Origin of the sequence: Pseudomonas sp. HB05 (genome assembly GCF_016756915.1) — a bacterium.
Taxonomy (GTDB): Bacteria; Pseudomonadota; Gammaproteobacteria; order Pseudomonadales; family Pseudomonadaceae; genus Aquipseudomonas; species Aquipseudomonas alvandae.
In genome coordinates this window covers 41,968-60,603 of the sequence record NZ_JAESPG010000032.1, presented here as the reverse complement: position 1 = coordinate 60,603, position 18,636 = coordinate 41,968, and the positions used below count along the sequence as shown (strand labels likewise).

18 protein-coding genes are annotated in these 18,636 nt (G+C 61.9%); 6 read left to right on the top strand and 12 right to left on the bottom strand.

Annotation, left to right across the window (positions count from 1 at the left end; all coding sequences use genetic code 11):
* Positions 1 to 82: 82 nt before the first annotated feature.
* Entirely contained in the window at positions 83 to 874 is a 792-nt protein-coding gene (locus JMN22_RS22660) for an AraC family transcriptional regulator (RefSeq protein ID WP_198797878.1), read from the bottom strand.
* 79 nt (positions 875 to 953) lie between these two features.
* Between JMN22_RS22660 and JMN22_RS22655 the strand changes: the two genes are divergently transcribed.
* Positions 954 to 1,982 (top strand): bile acid:sodium symporter family protein, encoded by a 1,029-nt coding sequence (locus JMN22_RS22655; protein WP_198797877.1) that lies wholly within the window; start codon positions 954 to 956, stop codon positions 1,980 to 1,982.
* Here the strand turns inward: JMN22_RS22655 and JMN22_RS22650 are convergent.
* Positions 1,969 to 3,246 (bottom strand): acetyl-CoA C-acetyltransferase, encoded by a 1,278-nt coding sequence (locus tag JMN22_RS22650; RefSeq protein ID WP_030138046.1) that lies wholly within the window; start codon positions 3,244 to 3,246, stop codon positions 1,969 to 1,971. The genes JMN22_RS22655 and JMN22_RS22650 overlap by 14 nt on opposite strands.
* A 146-nt stretch (positions 3,247 to 3,392) precedes the next feature.
* Between JMN22_RS22650 and JMN22_RS22645 the strand changes: the two genes are divergently transcribed.
* The gene (locus JMN22_RS22645; protein WP_030138045.1) at positions 3,393 to 4,745 is read left to right on the top strand and encodes a 3-oxoacyl-ACP reductase; all 1,353 of its coding nucleotides are present in this window, start codon (positions 3,393 to 3,395) and stop codon (positions 4,743 to 4,745) included.
* 2 nt (positions 4,746 to 4,747) lie between these two features.
* The gene (locus tag JMN22_RS22640) at positions 4,748 to 5,602 is read left to right on the top strand and encodes a MaoC family dehydratase (RefSeq protein WP_030138044.1); all 855 of its coding nucleotides are present in this window, start codon (positions 4,748 to 4,750) and stop codon (positions 5,600 to 5,602) included.
* A gap of 119 nt (positions 5,603 to 5,721) precedes the next feature.
* Here the strand turns inward: JMN22_RS22640 and JMN22_RS22635 are convergent, their stop codons facing one another.
* Genes JMN22_RS22635 through JMN22_RS22620 form a run of 4 tightly spaced genes read right to left on the bottom strand, consistent with a single transcriptional unit; the run spans position 5,722 to position 7,983 of the window.
* Positions 5,722 to 6,279: a DUF4136 domain-containing protein gene (locus JMN22_RS22635; RefSeq protein WP_198797876.1), complete on the bottom strand. Its 558-nt coding sequence runs from the start codon at positions 6,277 to 6,279 to the stop codon at positions 5,722 to 5,724.
* A 20-nt stretch (positions 6,280 to 6,299) separates the two neighbouring features.
* The gene (locus tag JMN22_RS22630) at positions 6,300 to 6,908 is read right to left on the bottom strand and encodes a DUF4136 domain-containing protein (RefSeq protein WP_198797875.1); all 609 of its coding nucleotides are present in this window, start codon (positions 6,906 to 6,908) and stop codon (positions 6,300 to 6,302) included.
* Between the two features lie 24 nt (positions 6,909 to 6,932).
* On the bottom strand, positions 6,933 to 7,682 hold the full coding sequence (locus JMN22_RS22625) for a methyltransferase (protein ID WP_198797874.1): 750 nt from the start codon (positions 7,680 to 7,682) through the stop codon (positions 6,933 to 6,935).
* Positions 7,675 to 7,983: a MazG-like family protein gene (locus tag JMN22_RS22620; RefSeq protein WP_181287298.1), complete on the bottom strand. Its 309-nt coding sequence runs from the start codon at positions 7,981 to 7,983 to the stop codon at positions 7,675 to 7,677. The genes JMN22_RS22625 and JMN22_RS22620 overlap by 8 nt, the downstream gene beginning before the upstream one ends.
* A gap of 164 nt (positions 7,984 to 8,147) precedes the next feature.
* Between JMN22_RS22620 and JMN22_RS22615 the strand changes: the two genes are divergently transcribed.
* Together JMN22_RS22615 and JMN22_RS22610 are read left to right on the top strand one after the other, a co-directional pair.
* Complete coding sequence (locus tag JMN22_RS22615) at positions 8,148 to 8,441, top strand: hypothetical protein (protein ID WP_030138039.1); 294 nt, start codon at positions 8,148 to 8,150, stop codon at positions 8,439 to 8,441.
* Positions 8,442 to 8,547: 106 nt separating this feature from the next.
* Positions 8,548 to 9,897: an MATE family efflux transporter gene (locus JMN22_RS22610; protein WP_198797873.1), complete on the top strand. Its 1,350-nt coding sequence runs from the start codon at positions 8,548 to 8,550 to the stop codon at positions 9,895 to 9,897.
* A gap of 3 nt (positions 9,898 to 9,900) precedes the next feature.
* Here JMN22_RS22610 and JMN22_RS22605 read toward each other — a convergent pair whose 3' ends face one another.
* The 6 genes from JMN22_RS22605 to JMN22_RS22580 all read right to left on the bottom strand — a co-directional run bounded on the left by JMN22_RS22605 (position 9,901) and on the right by JMN22_RS22580 (position 16,524).
* Positions 9,901 to 10,698, bottom strand: coding sequence for a DUF4123 domain-containing protein (locus tag JMN22_RS22605; RefSeq protein WP_030138037.1), 798 nt, complete (start codon positions 10,696 to 10,698; stop codon positions 9,901 to 9,903).
* Positions 10,695 to 12,002 (bottom strand): contractile injection system protein, VgrG/Pvc8 family, encoded by a 1,308-nt coding sequence (locus tag JMN22_RS22600; RefSeq protein WP_198797872.1) that lies wholly within the window; start codon positions 12,000 to 12,002, stop codon positions 10,695 to 10,697. The genes JMN22_RS22605 and JMN22_RS22600 overlap by 4 nt, the downstream gene beginning before the upstream one ends.
* A 227-nt stretch (positions 12,003 to 12,229) precedes the next feature.
* Positions 12,230 to 14,143, bottom strand: coding sequence for an arginine decarboxylase (gene speA / locus JMN22_RS22595; protein ID WP_198797871.1), 1,914 nt, complete (start codon positions 14,141 to 14,143; stop codon positions 12,230 to 12,232).
* A 209-nt stretch (positions 14,144 to 14,352) separates the two neighbouring features.
* Positions 14,353 to 14,724 (bottom strand): translation initiation factor Sui1, encoded by a 372-nt coding sequence (locus JMN22_RS22590; protein WP_198797870.1) that lies wholly within the window; start codon positions 14,722 to 14,724, stop codon positions 14,353 to 14,355.
* 171 nt (positions 14,725 to 14,895) lie between these two features.
* Positions 14,896 to 15,453 carry an NUDIX hydrolase gene (locus tag JMN22_RS22585; protein WP_030138033.1) on the bottom strand — a complete coding sequence of 186 codons (558 nt, stop codon included), beginning with the start codon at positions 15,451 to 15,453 and terminating at the stop codon, positions 14,896 to 14,898.
* Between the two features lie 3 nt (positions 15,454 to 15,456).
* Positions 15,457 to 16,524 (bottom strand): DUF2333 family protein, encoded by a 1,068-nt coding sequence (locus JMN22_RS22580; protein ID WP_030138032.1) that lies wholly within the window; start codon positions 16,522 to 16,524, stop codon positions 15,457 to 15,459.
* A gap of 426 nt (positions 16,525 to 16,950) precedes the next feature.
* On the opposite strand from JMN22_RS22580, the gene JMN22_RS22575 reads away from it, so the two are divergent.
* On the top strand, positions 16,951 to 18,621 hold the full coding sequence (locus JMN22_RS22575; RefSeq protein ID WP_030138031.1) for a response regulator: 1,671 nt from the start codon (positions 16,951 to 16,953) through the stop codon (positions 18,619 to 18,621).
* Positions 18,622 to 18,636 lie beyond the last annotated feature (15 nt).

Sequence of the window (18,636 nt, the reverse complement as noted above, 5' to 3'; positions counted from 1 at the left end):
AGTGGAGCCAAATCATAACCGAGACTGGATGTGACGCTGCTCGTAGAACCGGCGGGCCTCGGCGAAGCGAGCAGGCCCCCGGTCAGGGCTTGAACAACTCGCCCGGGGTGAAACCGAACAGGCCCTTGAATGCCGCGATAAAGGCAGACGTCGAATCATAGCCACAGGACAACGCCGCGCTGGTCACACTGTCGCCCTTTTCCAGTGACCCCAGGGAAGACAGCAGCCGCATACGCTGGCGCCAGGCGCGAAAACTCAGGCCGGTTTCCCGCTGGAACAGACGCATCACGGTTTTCTCCGAAGTGCCCAAGCGGGCAGCCCAGGCGTGTAGCGTCACGTTGTCTTCGGGCTGTGCGATCAACTCGTTGCACAGCGCAAGCAAGCGTGCGTGTCGGGGTAATGGAAGGGAAAAGCCCACTTCCGGCAGTGCTGCCAGTTGATCCAGCAGCACCTGGACCAGGCGCGCCTCCTCGGTGTCCCCCTGCGGATAGGTGGCGGGAAATTGGCAGAAGACCTTGATCAACTCTCGCGCCAGTGGCGTCACTTCCAGCACCCGGCAGCGTGCCTCGGCCCACTGGCAAGCCTGGCGATGCACGTAAAGACTGCGCATTTCCGCGCGGGTAGACGTCACGACCTGATGCTCAAGATCGGCAGGAATCCAGATGCCCCGTTGCGGCGGCGCAAAGAAACTGCCCTCGGCGGTGTGGACGCCCAGCACACCGCTGATGGCATAGGAGAATTGCACCCAATCGTGACGATGAGCCTGGGTCCACGAACCCGCGCTCAAGCTTTCGACCCGGGCATAGAGTGGCCGGGGCAGTTCCGTCAGGTCGGGAATGCGTCGCTCGAGCTGCAGGTGTCCGTTAGTCGGCATTGATTGGCCTTATATCGCAAGACGACTGTGTTGAGCGACGTTAGGCTAAGTCGACTTTTCTTACAACTTGCGGTGCCCTATGCAGATTTTCAGACACCTCAAACGCATGGTGACCGACTGGTTCCTGTGCGGCATGTTGCTCGCCACGCTGTTGGCGTATTTCTTCCCCCGCTTCGGCGCCACGGGTGGCGCAATGCATGCGGAATGGGTCGTGAACATCGGCATCTTCGTGGTGTTTTTCCTCCATGGCGTCAACCTGTCCGGCGAACAGATCCGCCACGGCTTGAGGAACACGCGGCTGCACCTGATGGTGCAAGGTTTTACCTTTGGGGTGTTTCCGTTGATCTGGCTGATCAGCGAATGGTTGCTGGGCAGCCACGTACCGTCGTTGTTGATGCTGGGGTTCTTTTACCTGTGCGCCCTGCCTTCGACCATTTCTTCATCGGTAGCCCTGACCGGCAGCGCGGGCGGCAACGTGCCGGCAGCGATTCTCAACGCCAGCTTGTCCAGTGTGCTAGGGATTTTCCTGACACCGCTGCTGGTCAGTTTCGTGGTGGGCAGCGGCGCCGGCGGCATCGACCTGGGCTCGACACTGCTCGACCTGTGCCTGATGTTGCTGCTGCCACTGGTGCTCGGGCAGTTTCTGCGGCGCTGGCTGGCCGGCTTTTTCGCCCGGTACAAGCGCTACACCAGCGTCATCGACAAACTGGTCATCCTGCTGCTGGTCTATGCGGCGTTCTGCAACTCCATGGTCTCGGGGATCTGGCAGCAACAAGGCAATGGCGTATTGTTCAGCGCCGTGCTCGGCAGCGCGGTGTTACTGGCGATCATTCTCTGGATGACCACCCGCACCGCTCGTGCGTTGCGGTTCAGCAACGCCGATGAAATTGCCGCGGTGTTCTGCGCAAGCAAGAAATCCCTGGCTGCGGGGGTGCCGATGGCGGCGTTGATTTTCGGCAACAATCCCGGGCTCGGGCTGATCCTGCTACCGATCATGATCTACCACCCACTGCAACTGATCGTCTGTTCGATCCTTGCCGAACGCTACGTCAGCCGCCAGCGCGCCCAGGTTGCTCGACAAAACGAGGCAATCGTCAGCGCTCGATAATGACGGTGACGCCCTGGCCGGCGGCCGCGCAAATGGAAACCAGCCCCCGGCCCTTCCCCGCCGCATCCAGCAATTTGGCCAGGTTGGCGACAATGCGCCCGCCGGTGGCGGCAAATGGATGCCCGGCGGCCAGCGAACTGCCCTTCACATTCAACCGGCTGCGGTCGATGGCGCCCAGCGGCGCATCAAGGCCCAGGCGAGTCTTGCAGTAGTCGGGGTCCTCCCACGCCTTCAACGTGCACAACACTTGGGCGGCGAACGCTTCGTGGATCTCGTAATAATCGAAGTCCTGCAATGTCAGGCCGTTGCGCGCCAACAACCGCGGCACGGCGTAGACCGGCGCCATCAGCAGACCTTCGGCACCGTTGACGAAATCCACCGCTGCGGTTTCACCGTCACGCAGGTAAGCCAGGATCGGCAGCCCGCGAGCCTTGGCCCATTCTTCACTGCCTAACAGCACCAGCGACGCGCCATCGGTCAGCGGCGTGGAGTTGCCTGCGGTCATCGTCCCCTTGGCGCTTTTCTCGAAGGCTGGCTTTAGGGAGGCGAGCTTTTCCAGGGTCAGGTCCGGACGCAGATTGTTATCGCGGGTCAGGCCGAGAAACGGCGTCATCAAATCGTTATGCCAGCCCTCGGCGTAGGAAGCGGCCATTTTCTGATGACTTTCCAAGGCCAATTGATCCTGTTCTTCCCTGGGAATCTGCCAGGTCTGCGCCATCAATTCACAGTGTTGGCCCATGTTCAGGCCCGTGCGCGGTTCGTTGATGCGCGGCAGATCGGGGATCAGGTGCCGAGGGCGCAATTGCAGGAACGTCTTGATCTTGTCGCCGGTGGTCCTGGCCCGATTGGCTTGCAGCAGGATCTTGCGCAGCCCTTCGTTGACCGCGATAGGCGCGTCGGAGGTGGTGTCGACGCCGCCGGCGATGGCGCTGTCGATTTGCCCCAGGGCGATTTTATTGGCCACCAGCAGCACGGTTTCCAGACCCGTGCCGCAGGCCTGTTGTACGTCATACGCCGGCGTGCTTGGCGACAAGCGCGAGCCCAGCACGCATTCACGCGTCAGGTTCATGTCCCGGGAAAACTTGAGCACCGCACCAGCGGCCATTTCGCCGATGTGTGCACCGTGCAGGTTGTAGCGCTCGATCAATCCTTCAAGCGCGGCCGTCAGCATCGCCTGGTTGCTGGCGGTGGCATAAGGCCCGTTGGAGCGGGCGAAAGGAATGCGGTTACCACCGATGATCGCAACGCGGCGTAGCTGTGCCATGAAGAACTCCCCTGTATGCGCGAAAGATGCGAAATAAGCCTGCTGTAACGTACCCCAGCCACAAGCTTAGGCTTTATCCCGGCGATCGAACGACTGATTGCCAAACATGGTCCACACTTGGAACCTCATCAGCCGGAGTGTGTTCCATGTCAGACCGTTACATAGACTTTGCCAATTCGCCCATTGGCCTGCGTCTGGTTGGCGCTCTGGGCTTGCCATCGCCGGTGCGCCTGGAGCGCTGGCAAGCCGGGCGGTTACGGCCAATCGAGGGTGCCCTGCTACTGGGCGGTGGACCGCTGACCGAACAGGTCGGCACGTTTGCCAAGCGCCTGACCGATGCGATCTTCATCTACGGCGGCGAACCGACGCTGGCGACCGAATGGATTCCCGGCCATGGCCCGAAAATCAAGGCAGTGGTGTACGACGCCAGCCATCTGGTGCAGGTTGATCAACTCAAGCAGTTGCGCGAATTTTTCCAGCCACTGATGAAAAACCTCGACCACAGCGCCCATGTCGTCATTCTCGGCCGTGCCCCGGAAAGCTTCGATGATCCCTTCGCCGCCAGTGCCCAACGCGCCCTCGAAGGCTTCAGCCGTTCCCTGGCCAAGGAACTTCGCCACGGTGGCACGCTGCAGTTGCTGTACGTCGGTGAGGGCGCCGAAACGCAGCTGGAGGGGGCACTGCGGTTTTTCCTGTCGCCCAAGAGCGCCTACGTTTCCGGACAGGTGATTCGCCTCAAGGCCTGTGAGACCCAGGTCCAGGATTGGACGCGACCGCTCACCGGGCTCAAGGCACTGGTGACCGGCGCCGCACGCGGCATCGGCGCTTCGATTGCCGAAACCCTCGCCCGGGACGGCGCCGACGTGATCCTGCTGGACGTTCCACAGGCCAAGGCCGACCTGGACGCGCTGGCCGCACGCTTGAGCGGGCGCAGCGTGACGCTGGATATCTGTGCCGAAGACGCCGCTGCGCAATTGATCGAACACCTGCCCGAGGGTGTCGATATCGTGGTGCATAACGCGGGCATCACCCGGGACAAGACCTTGGCCAACATGACTCCGGAATTCTGGGACGCCGTGCTGGCGGTCAACCTCAACGCACCACAAGTGCTGACCAAGGCGCTGCTCGACAGCGGCACCCTGCGGGACAATGGCCGCGTTATCTTGCTGGCCTCCATCAGCGGCATCGCCGGCAATCGCGGGCAGACCAACTATGCCGCGAGCAAGGCCGGGCTGATCGGCCTCGCGCAGGCCTGGGCACCGGCCTTGCAGCCCCGGGGAATCAGCATCAATGCCGTGGCGCCAGGTTTCATTGAAACGCGCATGACCGCCGACATCCCCTTCGCCCTGCGCGAAGCCGGGCGGCGCATGAGTTCGCTGGGCCAGGGCGGCTTGCCCCAGGACGTCGCCGAAGCCGTGGCCTGGCTTGCGCAACCGGGTACGGGCGCCGTGACCGGGCAGGCGCTGCGGGTCTGCGGGCAAAGCCTGTTGGGGGCGTGAGCATGACGATCCAATGGCATGAGATAAACACTGCGCCGTCGATGTCCGGGCTGTACGCCAAGGCGGCGACACGCCGCAAGATAACCGGCGCGACCTTGCCCGACATCGGGCTGCGCCAGATGATCCAGGTCGACCCGCAACGCCTCGCGGCGTATCGCAAGGTCTGTGGCTTCGCCGAAAGCGGGTTGCTGCCACCGACCTATCCCCATGTCCTGGCGTTCGCCCTGCAAATGCAGTTGCTGACCGCCCGGGAGTTCCCGTTCCCCTTGCTGGGACTGGTTCACCTGAGCAACCGCATCCGTGTGCTGCGGCCCATGGGCGGAGTCAGCCAAGTGCAAGCCAGCGTCAACGTCGAGAACCTGCAACCGCACGCCAAGGGTGCAGTGTTCGATCTGGTGACCCGTATCGAAGATCAATTGGGGCCGCTGTGGGAAGCCGAAAGCCAGATGCTCTGCAAAGGTGTCCAACTCGATGGTGCGCTGGTCGAGGAGCCGCCGTCGTCGCCCCTCGATCTGACCGAGGTGGCGCGCTGGACTGCGCCCGCGGACATTGGCCGGCAATACGCCAAGGTTTCCGGCGACTACAACCCGATCCACCTGAGCGGCGCCAGCGCCCGCTTGTTCGGCTTTCCCACCGCCATCGCCCACGGGCTGTGGAACAAGGCCCGGGCCCTGGCGGCGCTGGATGACCATTTGCCCGAGGCCAACATCGAAATCAACGTAACCTTCAAGAAACCGGTACGCCTGCCCAGCGAGGTGACGTTGCTGGCAAGTGCGGCGGGGTCCAGTGGGCATTTTCGACTGGATGGGGCTGGAGCGCTGGAGCATATGCAGGGAAGTTGGCAGCCGGTTGCCTGAGAGAGTTGCACCCATCCTGTGGGAGCGAGCTTGCTCGCGATGACGGCGGCACATTCAACACATGTGCAAACTGATCCTTCGCCATCGCGAGCAAGCTCGCTCCCACACGGCTCCTTCGTTCAGCGGGGAGGATAATTGGACAGGATCCGCCCCACCGTCTCACGCACCTTCGTGCTGCGTTCCGCCGGGTTGGGCGAATCGCTGAGTAACTGCTCGTCGCTGCCACGCCATACCAGTTTGCCGTCCTTGCCATCGAGCAGGTCGATCTGCACCGTGGCGACCTTGTAGCTGACGTTGCGGGTCTCGTTGTACATCGGCCCGCCCCAATAGCCATTCCACGGGCCACCCCAACCGCCGCCATAGTTTGTCGTCACTTGCTGCTGGCGGTCTTCGACGATCAGATAGGCCTGGACCTGCATGTCGCCCCGAGCCCCCGCCTGCGCCGGGCGCAAGCCGCGCTGGTCAAGCTGATCGGCGACCGCCTGGCGGATCCGCTGCTCGGTCAGGTCGCTCTTGATACGCGGGTCATCGGGGCGATATTGCAGGGCCGGTTCTTTCCAGCTCCAACTGCGGTAGGCCGCGAAATCCCGACTGGTGTCGAAGTCATGGTTGACCTGGTTATTGGCGCAAGCGCCGAGCAGCAGGACAAGGGCAAACGGAACAAGACGGCGGGACATGGTTTTTCTCCGTTGCGTGATCAACTGGGAGGATAAGCCGACATGGCCTTTTCCACTGCCTCACGAATGGCATCGGTGCGCTCGCTCTGATGGCCCCGCTGACTGGTCTCGGCACTGGCGCTCCACACCGGCTGGCCGTTGCGGGCGTCGAACAGATCCACTCGAACCACCACCACTTGCTCCTGGTAAGTCCGTACCACCGGAACGCTGTTGTACATCCCGTAACCCGGTCCGTAGCGGTTGTAGCCGCCGTAGTATCCCGAGTCGTAATCGTCCCGGACCTGGCGGATGCGAGTCTCCAGGCGCAGTTCGGCAGTGACGAAGAGGTCCGCGGCGCGGTTGTCATGCAGTGGACGCAACCCACGCTGGTCCAAGGCCTCGCTCACCGCTTCGGCGACCTGGGCCGAATCCGCCCAGGCGGTGCCCGGTGGCAGCCGGCCGTTGAGCCAGGCCCAACTGCGATAGCGTCCATAGTCACGGGGCGGCGCCGGGTAGGCGCTGCGATCGAACACCGTGGCGGCTTCGGGCGGTGCCGGCGGCAACGGATTGGACGTGGCGACGTACGGGTTGCTGCCCTGGCAGGCTGCGAGCCCGAGGCATAACGCCAATAATCCTGAACGACCTTTCATTTCGCTCTCCGATGGCTCTTCAGGTCAGAGCGGCCGACACACCCAGTGTAGATAACGTCCCAAACCGGCAAAGGCCGGATGGCGACGGTGGGCCAGTTCCATTTCCAACAGCTGCGCAAGTTCTACGCGGCCTTGGAATTCCACTGGCATGTAGTCGTGAAAAACCCGCACGCCACTCTGGCTTTCGACCTGCCACAGGTCTTCAAGTTGCGCCGCCAATTCCCGCGGATCAAGGGGTTGTTGCGGCGTCAGGCTTTGTTTCTCGCCGGCCATGTCATTTTTGCGCAGCTTGCGGAAATGCCCTTTGAGCAGGTTGCGATAGACCAGCGCGTCGCGGTTGTAGAACGCCAGCGACAACCAGCCGCCAGGCTTCGTGAGCTGATGCAGCACCGGCAGGATCGCGTGGGGCTCGGCCAGCCATTCGAGCACCGCGTGGCACAGCACCAGGTCGTAAGGTTCGGTGAGCTGGCCAAGCAGATCCTGCCAAGGCGCCTGGATGAACGTTGCGTGCCGGCCGGCCTCGGCGAAGCGTTGACGGGCGCCTTCGAGCATGGGTTCGGCCGGCTCGGCCAAGGTGACCTGATGACCGCGCTCGGCCAGCCACAGCGACATATGGCCCAGGCCCGCACCGATGTCCAGTACGCGCAGCGGCCGCTCCGGCAGGCTTTCCAGCAAATCGGCCTGGAGCACGGCCAGGCGGATCGCCCCCTTGGCCCCGCCATAGATCTTTTCCGCGAAGCGCGTGGCGAGCTGATCGAAATGGCGGTCACTCATGGGCGAACCGCCGTTCACTGTCGGCTAATTTGCTGCGCACCACGGCGTCCATGTCCAGGCCCAACTCACTGCACAGCAGCAACAGGTACAACACGATGTCACCCACCTCCTGACCCGCGTGGGCCAGTTTATCCGCCGACAACTGCCGCGATTGGTCCTCGGTCAACCATTGGAAAATCTCGACCAACTCGGCCATCTCCACGCTGGCGGCCATGGCGAGGTTCTTCGGGCTGTGGAATTGCCGCCAGTCGTTACGGTCACGAATGGCATGCAGGCGTTCGGTCAGTTCAACAAGGTTCATCGGGCTCTCCTGAATGCACATAGCTTCGGGGGGATGACGGGGGAAGGCAAGCGTCTCGGTACGAAGCGGCGAATTGCCTCATAATCGAACGATCGCAGCCGTCGCAGCTCCTACAATCAGAAGCCAACGGCTCGATTTCGATTCCTCTTCATCAGGATGCACACATGCAGGCAGAAAGCTTTTTCGAATGGCTCGGCCAGGCGCTCGGTTCGGTGATCCGTTTCATCGTCGACCTGCTCAGCGGCCTGTTCAACACCTTGGCCAATGCGGGCGGCAACTTTGTCGACGGATTGTCCCGCACGCTGGGCATGGACACCTCGATCATCAGCATCGTCGCGCTGATCCTCGGGCTGATGCTGTTGTACTCGGCGATCCGCGCCTTCATGCGGGCGTCGATCGTCATGGGCATTATCTGGCTGGTGCTCGGGTTGTGGTTGTTGAGTTGGATCATTCACTGAATACAAGCGTGGCGAGGAAATTGCTCCCTCGCCACAATGAATCCAAGTTCCGCAGGGAACGACCAAACAATAACCCGCTACAATCGCGCTCCATCAAGGAGCCCGCATGTCCAACCTGATCGCCGACTGGCGCGACCGCTTCACCCATCGCCGGGTCTGGGCGCTCGCCGCACCGATGATTCTCTCCAACATTTCCGTGCCGTTGGTGGCGTTGGTCGACAGCACCGTCATCGGCCACTTGCCTCATGCCCATCAACTGGGCGCGGTGGCAGTCGGAGCAAGTCTGTATACGGTCCTGGCGTGGGCCATGGGCTTCTTGCGCATGGGCTCCACCGGGTTCGCCGCCCAGGCCGCCGGTCGGGGTGACGGCGCGGCGTTGCGACAGGTCTTGCTGCAAGGATTGCTGCTGGCGATGGGGCTGGCGGTGATACTCGGGGCTGTCGGGGTGCCCTTGAGCGATGTGGCGCTGCATTTCATGCAGCCGTCGGCAGAACTCAATCAACTGACCCGGGACTTCTTTCACACCCGCCTCTTCGGTTTGCCCGCGGCCCTGGCCAGTTACGCACTGGTCGGATGGTTCCTCGGCACCCAGAACGCCCGGGCGCCGCTGACGATCCTGCTGGTGACCAACCTGGTGAACATCGCCCTCAACCTCTGGTTCGTGATTGGCCTGGACTGGGACGTGGTCGGTTCGGCCCGGGCGTCGGCAATCGCCGAGTGGACCGGTGCGGTGGTCGGCCTGGCCCTGGCGCGCAACACACTGCGCGCCTGGCCGGGGCAAATAGCCTGGGCAGCCTTGGGCTTATGGAAAAGCTGGCAGCCGCTGCTGGCGGTTAACCGGGACATCTTCATTCGCAGCCTGGTGCTGCAATCGGTGTTTTTCCTGATCACGGTGCAGGGCGCGCGCCTGGGGGATGCAACCGTGGCGGCCAACGCCTTGTTGCTGAACGGCCTGCTGCTGACCGCCCATGCACTGGACGGCCTGGCCCATGCTGTCGAAGCGCTGTGCGGCCACGCTATCGGCGCCCGCGATCGTCTGGCCTTGCGCCGTTCGCTGGTGGTCGCTTGCGGTTGGTCCTTGATCGCCAGTGTGGGGTTTGCCCTGCTGTTCCTGCTCGCAGGCCACCTGTTCATCGACCTGCAAACCGACATCGCCGACGTGCGCGACACCGCCTACCGTTACCTGCCTTACCTTGCGGCCCTGCCGCTGATTGCGGTCTGGAGCTATTTGCTCGACGGCCTGTTCATCGGCGCCACCCGCGCTCGGGAAATGCGCAACGGCATGCTCCTGACGTTGTTGCTCACGCTGCCGTTCGCCTGGATTTTGCAAGGTTTGGGCAATCACGGCTTGTGGATCACCTTCCTGCTGTTCATGTCATTGCGCAGCCTGACCCTGGGTACCGTCGCCTGGCGTTTGCAACGCAATGACGGCTGGCTCGAACCCCGCAGCACATGACGTTCAGCGATGCTTGCCCTGCCATAGCCGTCGCAGATGATCGAGGCGTTCGCGCTGCGACTCTCCTGGCAAGCTCGACACTGGCCGGGCGTCAGGGTATTGCAAGCGCAGCCACAGCCAGCCGTCGAGTACAGCCTGTTCGCTGAAGCCAAGGGCCAAGCCCTGCTGCAAATACCCCCAGAGCAACCAATAGTCGCGCCCCGTGGAGCGCGACCATCGCCAGACGTGGCGCTCCAGCAGACAGGCCTGCAACTTGCCCTGCTGCCTGTCGCTGAGACCCTGTTCATTGTCCAGTGCCGGCACCGGCAGCCCGGGGTTGGAGAGTTGTTGCCAGCCCTGACACCCCGTCGACCGATCAGCCCAGGTACCGCCGAACCAGCGCAACTGGTTGATCGGCCCCAGCCAGCGACTGAGTTCCCGAGGATCGCAACCATCGAAGAAATAACTGGCGGTATGGGGGTTGTAGTAACTCAGCAAGGCTTTGTGGTGCAGGCCCAGCGTCACCGTCAACATTCTTCGAAGGTGTACCAGGAGATGCTCGGCGGGCGTGGCGGTGAACAACAGCAAACCCGGCCAGGACCGCGCATCCAGATGACACAGGCTGGCCAGCGCAGGCGACTGCCGCAGATCCACCAGCAGCGGACCGTGTGCCCGCAGTCCATGGAATTCGGTATCTTCGAACAGGGCTAAGCGCCGGGCTTCGGCAAATTGCGCCTGCAGACGCGGCGCGGCGTCGGGGGCGTCCGACACGTCGAGCAGTAACCATTGAGGCGCGGGGCCAGGCATGACGGCGGCATTCATGGCGCCGCGTCCGTGACCATGCGGCAGGTGCATATCGACTGGGTACAGTGACTGAAGCGCCCCCCTCCGGGCAGCAGGCAGAGCAGGACCAGCGGCTCACCCTTCTGGATCGCGGAGAGCAACGGCGAATCGACGCCGGGCGGCAAGCGCATGTCCTCCAGCGTTTCGCTCGGAAGCGGGTCGCAGGCAATCTCCGCGCTGGCGGGGGAACCGAGGAAAGCACTGATCAGAGGACGATCCGGATCACCCTCGATGAAGCTCACCAACACCTCGGTGCCCTCGCGGATGCCCTCCACCGCACACCCTGCCAGCTCCGGCGCCAAGGGCAACCAGCAATGGCTGGGGCTGGCACCTTCTCCCTGATAAACCCAGTCGAACTGCACCGCCAGCCGCCCGGCCACCTGTTCTGCCGGAGCCTCGACTTCCACCACCCATCCACGTTGCCGACTCACCATGACAGGTTTTTCGGGAACCCTGCCCGCCACGAACGGCAACCCCCACGGGACGCCTCGAAACTGATTGGTGTACGCCCCACCCTGTCCACGATGTTCAACCTCGGTCAATAACCAACGCTGATTCCACTCTTTATAGGGATGCGCCGTCAACGACAGGATCTGGCCGCCGTACAGATGTGTCAGATCGCTGCTCCCACGAGCGACGAGCCCTCTCGAAGCGTCGATGTCGACCCTGAACGCATGCACTGCCGAAGCCTGTATTCCACTGCTGTAAACAGCCTTGCCAGCAGGAGAAGCGCTGCCCACGGTATCGGCGAACACCACGCCGTGTCCGTCTCGGCCCTGCTCGAAATGAAAATGAATGCCCGCTTGGGCGCACACCCGCTGGAGAAACTGCAGGTCGGATTCACGATATTGGGTACAGAAATCCTGCACGGGATAGTCGCGACTCAGGTCCAGGCAAACGTCGCGGCCGTTGATGCCGTGCTCCTTGAGCACCTGGCGGATGATCTGCGGTACCGAGCGTGCGCTGAACACGCGCTGGCTGAAGCGCAGTGCAAGGCATGCCAGCTTCGGCCCGATACGCACGCGGCAACCGATGCCATGTCGGTCTTGCACGAGCTCATGAAGCTGCCCGTGAATGCCTCGACCGGGGGCGCCAAAACTCAACCAGGCGCTTCGGTACAACAGACCCGCCAAATCCAGGGCCGGGTCGCCGGTCAGCACCTGCGCCTCAAAAACGAACGGCTCGCTGATGGCTTCACTACCCGTGAAGGCCACGACGACGAAGGGTTCAGGCAGACCGGCTATCTCCAGACGAAATGACAGCTCGCAGGCTGGATCGGACATCGGCGTTTCTCTACAGGAGGGGCGACCGGGCATTCTCGCTGAGAGCCTTGGTCGAGTAGAGAGCTCAAGGACAGATTAGGAAAGGGACTACATGAAATAAGGACCTCGCCCGGTCAAACGCAGCAAAGTACGTAGCCGAATGCGAGAAAAATCCTTCCACGCAAACAATATGGCGAGGGAGCACGCTCCCTCGCCATATTCATTAACGCAACCGCTGCGCGACCCTGTCAGGAAGACAGATAGGACGAACGCGTCAGCCCCAGGCGCAGCGCATCCAGGAATTGCGTGCGCTCGGCGGCGGTGATACGGGCACTGGCGCACTTGTCGCGGTAATGCGTCATCAGCTCCTCCGGCGACAGGTGCACGTAGCGCAGCATGTCTTCGATGGTGTCGTGGGTTTCGATACCGGCGTGATACACGCTACCGTCGGCGTTCTGGTAGATGTTCACCGAGTCGGTGTCGCCGAACAGGTTGTGCATGTCGCCGAGAATTTCCTGGTAGGCACCCACCAGGAAAATACCCAGCAGATAGTCTTCACCCGGATTGAGCGAGTGGACCGGCAAGCTGGTCTCGATGCTCTGTTCGTCGACGTACTGCTTGATCTTGCCGTCGGAGTCGCAGGTCAGGTCTTGCAGCACGGCACGGCGCAATGGCTCTTCGTCAAGGCGATGCAGCGGCAGGATCGGCAACACCTGGCCGATGGCCCAAGTATCCGGCAGGCTCTGGAACACCGAGAAGTTGCAGATGTACTTGTCGGCCAGCTTGTCATTGAGCTCGTCCAGCACCTGGCGGTGCGAGCGCTGACGGGCCTTCAGCGAGTTGTGCAGGCGGCGGCACACAGCGAAGTAGCACTGCTCGGCCAGGGCTTTTTCTGCCAGGGTCAGCTTGCCGTCGGCGTACTGGGCAGCCACATCGCTCATGTAGTGGGTGGCGCGCCAGTAGGTCTCGGTGACCATCTCGATGTCGGTCGGCCCTAACAGGTCCACCAGCCATTGCACGGTTTCCGGCAGGCTTTCCTTGTTTTCGATCACCGGCACGTCATCGTGATGTTTCTCGACGTCGGTCACCTGCACCACCAGCATGGCGTGGTGGGCGGTCAGCGAGCGGCCACTTTCGGAGAAGATGTGCGGATGCGGCAGGCTCTGGGCATCGCAGAACTCCTTGAGCATGCCCACCACGACACCGGCGTAATCGTCCATGTCGTAGTTGATCGAGCTGGCGTTGCGCGAGTGCGTACCGTCGTAGTCCACGCCCAGGCCACCGCCGACGTCGATGTGATCCACCGGCAGGCCAAGGTTGCGCAGCTCGCCGTAGTAACGGATCGCTTCCTTGAAGCCATGCTGGTAGTCCGCCAGGTTGGCGATCTGCGAACCCATGTGGAAATGCAGCAGGCGAATACCCTGGTCCAGGCCGGCGTCGCGGAAACGCTCAACCACCGAGAGCAATTGCGCGGCCGACAAGCCGAACTTGGATTTTTCACCACCGGTATCAGCCCATTTGCTCGACGCCAGGGACGACAGGCGCACCCGCAGGCCCACCTGTGGCTTGACCTTGAGCGAGGCGGCTTCTTCGATCACCAGGCCGACTTCGGATTCTTTTTCAATCACGATGAAGACATTGTGGCCGAGCTTCTGGCCCATCAGCGCGAGGCGGATGAACTCACGGTCCTTGTAGCCGTTGCAGACGATGGTCCCGCCCTTCGGCGCCAGGGCCAGCACCGCCAGCAGCTCGGGCTTGGAGCCAGCCTCAAGGCCGATGGAGACGTTCTGGGTCGCGATGATGTTCTCGATCACCGCTTCCTGCTGGTTCACCTTGATCGGATAGAGCGCGGTGTACTGGCTCTGGTATTCCAGGCGCGCGATGTTGCTGTCGAACGCGCCGGTGAGCTGACGCACTCGGTCTTGCAGGATGTCGGGGAAGCGCACCAGCAAGGGCAGCGAAAGGCCGCTCTGGCGCAGCTGGTCGACTTGCTCGTACAAATCGATGGGCGAGCTGTCGGGGCCATTCGGACGGACTTCGACGCGACCGGCTTCATTGATCGCGAAATACCCGGCCCCCCAATGGCGAATCCCGTAAACACTGCGGCTGTCCGCAACTGTCCATTGGCTGCCATCGTCTTTGCGTGTGCGTCGTACGGACATCGAAGTCCCCTATAAAGAAGTCAAAATGCACCATCCGGTCGGAGGCTGGCGCAGTCTAGAGAATGGAAATGACGATTTGCCTGTAAGCAAGGTAGACCCTGCCCGCAGCGCTGAGTTTAAAACCCGTTCAGAACAGGCTCTGTGAAAACCATGCGGGCGACTGGCGAACCGGGGTTCGGATCAAGCCGGGGTGGTTTTCACAGAGGCTGCTAGCCGCCGGATTTCCTTGCCTTGAAGCCGTGTTTGGTGAGTTCCGCCAACAGCAGCTCGACGTGATCGCCCTGGATCTCGATGACGCCGTCCTTCAACGCGCCACCCGTACCGCAACGTTTCTTCAACGTCGTCGCCAGTTCCTTGAGGGCGTCTTCGGCCAGCGGCACGCCAGTAATCGTAGTCACTGTCTTGCCACCGCGACCTTTGCTTTCGCGGCGCACGCGCGCGATACCGTCGCCGGCGGGAATGGCGGTCTGTTTGCAGATGCAGGCATCCACCGGCTGGCGGCAATCAGGGCAATGACGACCGGCGTCGGTAGAAAATACCAGGCCGCCCAGGGCGGCGAAGGATGCGGCTTTTTTGGCCACCGGCAATCCTCTTGGGAGGACAAAGACTGGTCGAGGGGCGAAAGTGCCTCGACCGCGAAGCCCCACTCAGGCAGGGGCAGCGCAACTGGGCCGAACGATGTCGGCCAAGCTTGAAAAGTCGCGCAGTGTAACGACAAAAAGGCGACTTGCTAAGGGCCAATCGGCGCCAATTTACAGCTTCTTTGCGACACCGCCCTCCCGGGCTCGCAAATAACGTCCGAGCGCCGCCAGGGAGTCCGGGCAATAAGGCTTGTGGCGGATTTCCTCCAGCACCTGTTCGACGGGCAAAAAACGCGCCTCCAGCACTTCTTCCGGCTGCAGGATCAACGGACCGTCCCACACGGCCGAAAACGCCGAGCACCACAAGCGACTGCCGGTGTCCTCGAAATAGAAATGGTCATGGGCAACCAGATCCACCCCGCTTACACCCAGCTCCTCCTCAAGCTCACGGGCTGCCGACTCGGCGTAGGTCTCGTGCGCCTGCACCATGCCACCGGCCGCGACGTCCCAATAGCCGGGATAGATGGCTTTGCTCAACGTCCTGCGATGAACGCACAAGTCACCGGCCGAATTGAACAGCATGATGTAGGTGCCACGTCCGATCAGGCCGCGCTCGCGCAAGTCCGAACGCACCAGGCTGCCGAGCAGGTTGTCATGCTCATCGACCCAAGCGATCAGCTCGGCATCCGAGGCCGCTCGGTGAGCGACCTCCCGGGTGCTTTCGTCCATCGGTCAGCCCTGGTTCAGCAATTGCCGCAAGTCGATTACCGCTGCGTTGGCGCGGGAGATGTAATTGGCCATGACCAGCGAATGGTTTGCCAACACACCGAAACCGCTGCCGTTGAGGATCATCGGGCTCCAGACCGGTTCCTGGGAAGCCTCAAGCTCGCGAATGATCTGCCGCACACTGACCGTGGCGTTTTTCTTCGCCAATACATCGGCGAAATCCACTTCAATGGCGCGCAGCAAATGGGACAGCGCCCAAGCCTGGCCACGTGCTTCATAGAACACGTTATCGATTTGCAGCCATGGCGTCTCGACCACTTCTTCATCCACCTGCGGTACCTGGCCTGGAGCCGGGACCTCGGTTTTCAGCGAAGTGTTGAGCTTCACCCGGCCCACGCTGGCAGACAACCGCTGGGACAGCGAGCCCAGGCGAGTGCCGACATCGCCCAGCCAGTTGTTCAGGTTGTCGGCGCGGGCATAGAACAAAGCGCTCTTTTGGGCCGGATCGGAGAGACGCGCCTGATAACGGCTCAGGGAATTGATGCCTTCCTGGTATTCCGACTCACTGGAGGGCAGCACCCAACTGCGGTTGTCGAAGTTGAAGCGCGGCTCGGCCTTGGCAAGGTCGGCGTCCTCTGCGGACTGCGATTGGGAACGGGCGAAATCCTTGCGCAGGGCGCGACTCAAGTCGCGAACCTGGACCAGGACGCCGTATTCCCAACTCGGCATGTTGTCCATCCACAGGCCTGGGGGGAAACGGTCGTTGGAGATGTAGCCGCCCTGCTTGGTCAGCAAAGTTCCGGCCACGGTCTTGAGGGTTTCGACGGTGGTGTAGCCGACCACCATTTGTTTGCCATCCTTCTCGGCCGCTGCCTGGGCATTCTGCTGCACCGGAAACAGCGCAGGCTCCTGGCTCCAATACCAACCCACCGCAATGGTCACCAGCAAATAGAGACCGATGAGCGTGGCCAGTGCCCGGCTGAAAAACAGCCCGCCCAGGTAGCTGCGGGTGTCCGATTTCGGCTCGGCGGCGCGTTCAGGCGCGCTGCCCGCGCGGTTTTTCCAGTCCAGCATGGCGATGTCCCTTCAATCACTTGAGTTCACGGTTCGACCACAACCTTACATCAACGTGCCTTGGCCGGCATCCGTCGTTGGGCTTATCGGAGAATTACCACCAGGAAGCCAAGTGACTCCTAAGGGTTTCCCTTAACTCTGCCGGCCGAAAATTCAGGGCGGTCATCTCCACATACGCCTGCGTGCGGGCAGATCGGTTCTTTTTACACAGCGGAGCAGGCATGCAAATAGGATCCAAAAAACCGCTGCACCTGTTGATTTCAGGGCATTGAAGGACAGAGGCCAGCCGATTGAAAACCGCTCGGTCAGAAACTGAATGGCATCTCTTGGCAGTTTATTGACGTACGACACTCATGTAAGGGAAAAGAGGTGCTAGCATAGAGCCACCAGTCGATCTCAGCATGCCCCCTAACTAGTAGTCAGGATATGACCGAGTCAGAAGACCCCAGCCGTGAGCGCCTCAAGCACCACTTTGCCCAGCGGGTAATTCACCAGGCTCGCCAGATCCTCGAGATATGGCAGCGCCTGCAACGCAGCGAGTGGTCGAGTAACGACCTGTCCGAGCTCAGCGAAGCCAATTTGCGCCTGCTGCGCTTTGCCGAGCGTTTCGAACAGCCCGAGCATTGCCAGCTCGCCCAAGGCATCAGCCAGTCGCTGCAGGCGGTGGACGCCAATCGTGGGCGCCTCAGCAGCCATTTGATCACCGAGATCAATCGCTTGATGCAACGCCTGTCCCGCACCGGCCTGCGCCACGGCGACCAGCTCGAGCAGACCTTCTTGCCGCCGCTGCGCAAGCCGATCTACGTGATGCTGCAAGACCACGACCGCGCCGAACGGCTGGCCAAGCAACTGGAATTCTTCGGCCTCAGTGCCCAGGCGCTGGACAGTGTCGCGGCGTTCCGGGCCTCGATGATCGAGCGCCTGCCCGCGGCGATCGTCATGGATGTGGATTTCAGCGGCCCCGGCGCGGGCCTGACCTTAGCGGCCCAAGCCCAGGAAGGACTCGACCAGGCCATTCCATTGCTTTTCTTCAGCCTGCTCGAAACCGACACACCCACCCGCCTGGCAGCGGTGCGCGCCGGTGGCCAGGAATTTCTCACCGGCACGCTCGAAGCCTCGAGCCTGTTGGAAAAGATCGAAGTGCTGACCTGCGTCGCCCAGTACGAACCTTATAAAGTGCTGATCATCGATGACTCCCGCGCCCAGGCCTTGCACACCGAGCGCCTGCTTAACAGCGCAGGCATCGTCACCCGCACACTCATCGAGCCGATCCAGGCCATGGCCGAACTGGCGGATTTCCAGCCCGACCTGATCATTCTCGACATGTACATGCCCGCCTGCACCGGCACGGAACTGGCCAAGGTGATTCGCCACAACGACCGCTATGTCAGCGTGCCGATCATCTACCTGTCCGCCGAAGACGATCTGGACAAGCAGCTCGACGCCATGAGCGAAGGCGGCGATGACTTCCTGACCAAACCGATCAAGCCCCGGCACCTGATCACCACAGTGCGCAACCGCGCAGCCCGGGCGCGCAATCTCAAGGCGCGGATGGTCCGCGACAGCCTCACCGGCCTCTACAACCACACCCACATCCTGCAATTGCTCGAAGACTGCAGCTTCCGCGCCCGCCGCGAGGGCAAGCCGCTGAGCTTCGCGATGCTGGACATCGATCATTTCAAGCGAGTCAATGACAGCCACGGCCACCCCATGGGCGACCGGGTGATCAAGAGCCTGGCGCTGTTTCTCAAACAGCGGCTGCGCAAGACCGATTTCATCGGACGCTATGGCGGCGAAGAATTCGCCATCGTCATGCCCGATACCGACATCGATGCGGCCTGCAAGGTACTGGACGAAATCCGCCAGCGTTTTGCCGAAATCCATTACCCAGCCCAACCGCAAGACCTGTGGTGCACTTTCAGCGCCGGGGTGGTGGAGATGAGCGAGGAGTCCGACAGCCTGATGATGGCCAGCCAGGCGGACGAAGCGCTGTACCGCGCCAAGCACGCAGGGCGCAACCGGGTACAGAGCGCCAGGCAATCAAAGCAAAGTGCCACCTTTTCATCGGAATCCACCGATTCGGTCATAAACGTGTAACGTAAACGCAATAAC

What these genes read in the sequence shown, in the direction of transcription:
- JMN22_RS22660 (WP_198797878.1), bottom strand. Translation starts at nt 874, where the DNA reads ATGCCGACTAACGGACACCTGCAGCTCGAGCGACGCATTCCCGACCTG.
- JMN22_RS22655 (WP_198797877.1), top strand. Translation starts at nt 954, where the DNA reads ATGCAGATTTTCAGACACCTCAAACGCATGGTGACCGACTGGTTCCTG.
- JMN22_RS22650 (WP_030138046.1), bottom strand. Translation starts at nt 3,246, where the DNA reads ATGGCACAGCTACGCCGCGTTGCGATCATCGGTGGTAACCGCATTCCT.
- JMN22_RS22645 (WP_030138045.1), top strand. Translation starts at nt 3,393, where the DNA reads ATGTCAGACCGTTACATAGACTTTGCCAATTCGCCCATTGGCCTGCGT.
- JMN22_RS22640 (WP_030138044.1), top strand. Translation starts at nt 4,748, where the DNA reads ATGACGATCCAATGGCATGAGATAAACACTGCGCCGTCGATGTCCGGG.
- JMN22_RS22635 (WP_198797876.1), bottom strand. Translation starts at nt 6,279, where the DNA reads ATGTCCCGCCGTCTTGTTCCGTTTGCCCTTGTCCTGCTGCTCGGCGCT.
- JMN22_RS22630 (WP_198797875.1), bottom strand. Translation starts at nt 6,908, where the DNA reads ATGAAAGGTCGTTCAGGATTATTGGCGTTATGCCTCGGGCTCGCAGCC.
- JMN22_RS22625 (WP_198797874.1), bottom strand. Translation starts at nt 7,682, where the DNA reads ATGAGTGACCGCCATTTCGATCAGCTCGCCACGCGCTTCGCGGAAAAG.
- JMN22_RS22620 (WP_181287298.1), bottom strand. Translation starts at nt 7,983, where the DNA reads ATGAACCTTGTTGAACTGACCGAACGCCTGCATGCCATTCGTGACCGT.
- JMN22_RS22615 (WP_030138039.1), top strand. Translation starts at nt 8,148, where the DNA reads ATGCAGGCAGAAAGCTTTTTCGAATGGCTCGGCCAGGCGCTCGGTTCG.
- JMN22_RS22610 (WP_198797873.1), top strand. Translation starts at nt 8,548, where the DNA reads ATGTCCAACCTGATCGCCGACTGGCGCGACCGCTTCACCCATCGCCGG.
- JMN22_RS22605 (WP_030138037.1), bottom strand. Translation starts at nt 10,698, where the DNA reads ATGAATGCCGCCGTCATGCCTGGCCCCGCGCCTCAATGGTTACTGCTC.
- JMN22_RS22600 (WP_198797872.1), bottom strand. Translation starts at nt 12,002, where the DNA reads ATGTCCGATCCAGCCTGCGAGCTGTCATTTCGTCTGGAGATAGCCGGT.
- speA (WP_198797871.1), bottom strand. Translation starts at nt 14,143, where the DNA reads ATGTCCGTACGACGCACACGCAAAGACGATGGCAGCCAATGGACAGTT.
- JMN22_RS22585 (WP_030138033.1), bottom strand. Translation starts at nt 15,453, where the DNA reads ATGGACGAAAGCACCCGGGAGGTCGCTCACCGAGCGGCCTCGGATGCC.
- JMN22_RS22580 (WP_030138032.1), bottom strand. Translation starts at nt 16,524, where the DNA reads ATGCTGGACTGGAAAAACCGCGCGGGCAGCGCGCCTGAACGCGCCGCC.
- JMN22_RS22575 (WP_030138031.1), top strand. Translation starts at nt 16,951, where the DNA reads ATGACCGAGTCAGAAGACCCCAGCCGTGAGCGCCTCAAGCACCACTTT.